The 4338-nt window shown below is 68.5% G+C and carries 6 protein-coding genes; 2 read left to right on the plus strand and 4 right to left on the minus strand.

Annotated features, from left to right (window positions below; translation table 11 throughout):
• Both JWR81_RS24655 and JWR81_RS24660 read left to right on the plus strand, forming a co-directional pair.
• A partial coding sequence (locus JWR81_RS24655; protein ID WP_297657854.1) for a hypothetical protein occupies positions 1-234 on the plus strand: 234 nt, incomplete at its 5' end.
• 151 nt (positions 235-385) lie between these two features.
• On the plus strand, positions 386-532 hold the full coding sequence (locus JWR81_RS24660) for a hypothetical protein (RefSeq protein ID WP_297657857.1): 147 nt from the start codon (positions 386-388) through the stop codon (positions 530-532).
• A 242-nt stretch (positions 533-774) separates the two neighbouring features.
• Here JWR81_RS24660 and JWR81_RS24665 read toward each other — a convergent pair whose 3' ends face one another.
• The 4 genes from JWR81_RS24665 to JWR81_RS24680 form a co-directional block, all read right to left on the minus strand.
• Positions 775-1056, minus strand: coding sequence for a hypothetical protein (locus tag JWR81_RS24665; protein ID WP_297657860.1), 282 nt, complete (start codon positions 1054-1056; stop codon positions 775-777).
• A gap of 266 nt (positions 1057-1322) precedes the next feature.
• Positions 1323-1619 carry a hypothetical protein gene (locus JWR81_RS24670; protein WP_297657863.1) on the minus strand — a complete coding sequence of 99 codons (297 nt, stop codon included), beginning with the start codon at positions 1617-1619 and terminating at the stop codon, positions 1323-1325.
• 183 nt (positions 1620-1802) lie between these two features.
• Positions 1803-3419, minus strand: a complete 1617-nt coding sequence (mdlC, locus tag JWR81_RS24675) for a benzoylformate decarboxylase (RefSeq protein ID WP_297657866.1) — start codon at positions 3417-3419, stop codon at positions 1803-1805.
• Positions 3420-3525: 106 nt separating this feature from the next.
• Positions 3526-4125 carry a nitroreductase family protein gene (locus JWR81_RS24680; RefSeq protein ID WP_297657869.1) on the minus strand — a complete coding sequence of 200 codons (600 nt, stop codon included), beginning with the start codon at positions 4123-4125 and terminating at the stop codon, positions 3526-3528.
• Between the last annotated feature and the right edge of the window lie 213 nt (positions 4126-4338).

Raw genomic sequence — 4338 nt, forward strand, 5'->3', positions numbered from 1 at the left:
CAGCTCGAGGACGTGTTCGCTCAGCCGGCCGCCATCGACAAGTGGGCGTCGAGGCTCGACGCCGGCGTCCGGGCTACCACCCTGCAGCTCAACGCGGCCGTCACGGACAACACGCAGTCCAGCAGTGGGGATGTGAACGTCGTCCTGAACGCCTACAACCCGGTTCCGGAGACGTCCAGCGATACCGCTGCCAGGAAGCTCCGCACCGTCGCAGCGATGGTGGGGCTGATCTGATGCCGGAAACGATCGCCGTCAACGGTGTCGACCTGTCCGTGGATGCCTCGGGCGACCAACGGAACGGTCCGTAGGACTCAGCTTGGTCTACGGCCGCGCTGACCCTGACCACCCCACGGGTCCGGACGGCGGGTATTGCTGTCGTGCCGTCGTGGCAGCAAGGAGCTGCTCGGCTGCCACTGCCGTGCGCTCGGTGTTCTTCGCCGTCCGAAGGGCACAGACGAGCATCGTGATGGTGTACGCCGCGGCGATGAGGAACACGATGAGTGTGGCGATCGGGGTCATGCTGCTCCTCTGATGTGAGTGTCGGGCCCTACTTCGGGGTTGCGTGGCGTGGCGTTACGCAACCCCGAAGTAGGCGGCTAAGTCGCGGTCGTCGTTGCTAGTACTCGTCGCGGTTCTGGGCTTGGTCTCCACGCCACCAGCCGCGGGCCCAGTAGACGACTCGCCGGCGGCCGCAGCGGGAGGAACGGCGCCGGCGAGGTCCACGAGCGCTCCGGTGATCTGCGGATCTCCGGTCAGCAGTCCAGCACCCAGCGCTCAGATCGCCTCACCCATGGTCGCGAGATCCGCGGCGTCGAGTTCGACCACGGAAAGCCGGAGATACTCGGCTCGCCACTCAGGGGCGAAGAGCCGCGGGGCCGTGCGCTCCTGAGTCGGCTTGATGAGCACCCAGATCCGGTCCAGGGCCTCGAGCCCGAAGCCATCGGCAAGCACCGACGGCAGCTCACTTTCCAGCGTTTCGTCGACGAGCGCGATGAGCATCTCCGTGAGGTCGCTGACGACCTCGATGACCGCGTCACCGAGGTCGGGAACGACCACACGCCTGGTATTCATCCTGGTCAGGAGCCTAGCGCCGGTCACCGACAATCCTCAGTCTGATCGTTCGGGCCGTTCTCGCCCCTCCAGTGGATGAACTTGAGCGTCGACCCTGCGAACTGCATCCTGATCCGGTCATCTCGAACAACGGCCCGGCAACGCCCAGCTCGCGGCACAGCTCGTCAACCACGACGTCCCGACGCCACAGCAGATCACCTCCACCAGAGCGGCCTCCAGCAGCAGCCCCCGCCACGTCTGTGGTGTAGTCGTCAACGGGCACGGCAGGACGAGGCCACCGCCCTGGCCGCGTAGCCGGCCACGACCTCCCGGTCGCCCGACAGTGCCGCCAGCACCTTGGCGTGCGCGGCCAGCACAAGCGTGCGCAGCGGCAGTCCCAGCCGGTCGGCCACCCGGTGTGCCGCCACCTGCAGGTCGTCCGGGAGCGTCGCCACGTGCTCGGCGGCACCTGCGATCGGGTCGAACGTCCACCGCGGCACTGCGGTTCCCCCGCCCGCGAGCAGGATCTCCCGCCAGAAATCCCGGTCGGCGTCGGTCGGCATATGCATCGCATCGTCCCTTCGCCGTCTCGTTCGCCGGGCGTGTTCACCTCGGACGCGGACGGCCTCGCGGTTGTGATCGACGCTGATCCTGTGTAGCCGGGGACCTGAGCCACCTTCGGTGTCCGCTCGCCCCGTACTCCTCAACTGATACGGCGTGCCCGGAGCCGGGCACGCCGTATCAGCGGTGGATCAACCCAACTTCGCGTACTGCGGCTGGGTGGGGACGACGATGACCGTCGGCCCGTCGGCCTCGGTCGCGAGCTTGAACTGGGACCTGATGTCGTCGCTTGTCTCCGCGTGGGCGACCCGGCAACCGAACCCTTCGGCGATGGATCCGATGTCCAACCCGGGCAGATCCATCCCCGGCACGCCAGGCGTCTGCTCGAGCTCCGCGAACGACTTGAGGATGGAGTACTCGCCGTTCCGGAAGACCACGAACACGATGGGAAGCTTGTGCTGGGCGGCCGTCCAGATCGCCTGAACGGAGTACTGGAACGAGCCGTCCCCGATGGTTGCGATGACGGTCCGCCGGGTTCCACGGGCGCGATCACCCAGCGCGACACCCACCGCACCCGGCACACCCCATCCGATTCCGCCGCTTCCGGTGGTGAAGAACGACCCGGACCGCACCGTGGGCAGCCATTCGGCCTGTACGGCCATGGTGGACGTGGACTCATTGACCAGGACGGCGTCCGGCGGTCGCACGTCACGCAGGGCCGCGTAGGCCTCGACGGGGGTCAACGGAGTGCTCGGGCTGCTCGGCAAGCGGTGCGGCCACGACAACGGAGTCGGCGCCACCCGTCCGGACCGGCTGTCGACCCTGTCGATCAGAAGATCGATCGTCAGCTTCGCATCGCCCAACAGACTGTCGCCCGAGTTGGCGTAGGCCGCGGTGTCAGGATCGCAGGTCACGTGCAGAAGTTCGGTCCCCTCCGGCAGGAGGCGACCGGGCACGAACGGGTAGTAACGGAAGACCGGTGCGCCGACGACAACCACGAGATCATGCCCCCTGAGCTCCTCACTCACCCCTGCGATGGTCATCGGCAGGTTGCCCTGGTAGAGCGGGTGGTCCTCGGGAAAGGACACCCGGTCGGCGAGCGGCGACGAGCCGTACACCGCCGCTTGCAGCTTCTCCGCGAGCGCGACGGCGGAATCCCATCCGCCGCTGCGGTCGACCTCCGGGCCGAACACGAGAGCGGGGCGACTGCTGTTGTTGATCCGCTCCGCGAAACGCTCCAGCCGAGCGACATCGGGCGCCACTCGTTGACTGACCTCCCGCAACAGCGCCGGCCCGAGGGCCGGCTTCGCCCAGTCGTCGAGCGGGATGGACAGGAACACCGGACCGGCCGGCGGCTGCAGAGCGGTCGCATAAGCCCGCATGAACGCAGCCGGAACATCCTCGGCGCGAGCAGGTTGATACGCCCACTTCACCCACGGTCTGGGCAGCGTGGTCGCGTCGGGATTCGCCAGATAGGGCTCGCTGATCACCATTTCCCGATGCTGCTGGCCGGCAGTGATGATCAGTGGAGTCTTGGCGTCGTAGGCCGCTATCAGGCTCCCCATGGCGTTCCCGGTGCCGGCAGCGGTGTGGACGTTCACCAGGGCCGGCTTTCCGGTGACCTGCGCGTACGCGTCGGCCATCGCCACCACCGATGCTTCCTGTAGCGCCAGGATGTACGTGAAGTCGTCGGGAAAGTCCTTCAGGAACGTCTGTTCCGTCGAGCCGGGATTTCCGAAGACTGTTGTCATTCCGAGCCTGCGGAGCAGGTCGTAGGTGGTGTCGTGGACGGAGATCTGTGTGCTCATGGGATCGCTTGCTCCATTTCGGCGGAGGTGATTGGGCAGATCGAGGCGTTCGGGCTGGTTCGACGACACCGCGCGGGCTCCCTCAGGTCCGGCGGTTCAGCGGGAATCAGGCGGCAGCAGCGGCAGGCCTGGGCTCGACGGCCAGCTGCAGCGCCTCGAGCGGCAGCCGCTCGCGAGCGGCGACCTCCCGGCCGGCGAACGGTTCGGCGAGCCCGGCGGGATCGTCCCGCCCGCCGATGGCGAGCACTGCGACCGGCGTGACGCGCGGTGGGAGGACGGCGGCGAGGCGGTCGCGGTCGAAGCCGCCCATCTGGTGCACCGCGAAGCCCTCGTGCTGGGCCTGCACGGACAGGTGTGCGACGGCCTGCCCGGTGTCGTAGATCGCCCATGGCCGATCGGCGCCGTCCGGCCCGGCGGTCTCGGCGGCCGCGACGATCAGCGCGGACGCGGCGTGCGCCCACGCCCGGTTGCCCGGCGCGAGGGCGTCGAAGACGGTTGCATGCGCGGTGCTCCCGCGCCGGGTGACAGCGAGGCGCCACGGCTGGGTGTTGGAGGCGCTCGGTGCCCAGCGGGCGGCCTCGAGCAATGCGGTCAGCTGGACGTCGGTGAGCTCGTGCCGCGAGTCGAACGACCGCGGGCTCCAGCGCTCTGCCAGCAGCGGATGCAGCGGCGCTGCCGTGACTGCGGTCTTGGGAGGCGTGTCCATCAGGTCTCCTGGGAGGTCAGCCGGCGAGCGGCAGGGCGCTGGGGGATGGAAGGGTCGACGAAGGAGGCCGGGGGCGGGAAAGGACGATGTCCGGGCTGGTGCGACGACACCGCGCGGCGTCGAATCCGGTCTTCCCTCTCGCCAGGTCGTGCGTGAGGGGATGTCACCGCCCGTTCGCCCGCCCGCTGCCCCGGTGGGGATAGCGACTGTTAG

The sequence above is a fragment of the Pseudonocardia sp. genome, assembly GCF_025965585.1.
Taxonomy (GTDB): Bacteria; Actinomycetota; Actinomycetes; order Mycobacteriales; family Pseudonocardiaceae; genus Pseudonocardia.

What these genes read in the sequence shown, in the direction of transcription:
- JWR81_RS24670 (WP_297657863.1), bottom strand. Translation starts at nt 1,619, where the DNA reads ATGCATATGCCGACCGACGCCGACCGGGATTTCTGGCGGGAGATCCTG.
- mdlC (WP_297657866.1), bottom strand. Translation starts at nt 3,419, where the DNA reads ATGAGCACACAGATCTCCGTCCACGACACCACCTACGACCTGCTCCGC.
- JWR81_RS24680 (WP_297657869.1), bottom strand. Translation starts at nt 4,125, where the DNA reads ATGGACACGCCTCCCAAGACCGCAGTCACGGCAGCGCCGCTGCATCCG.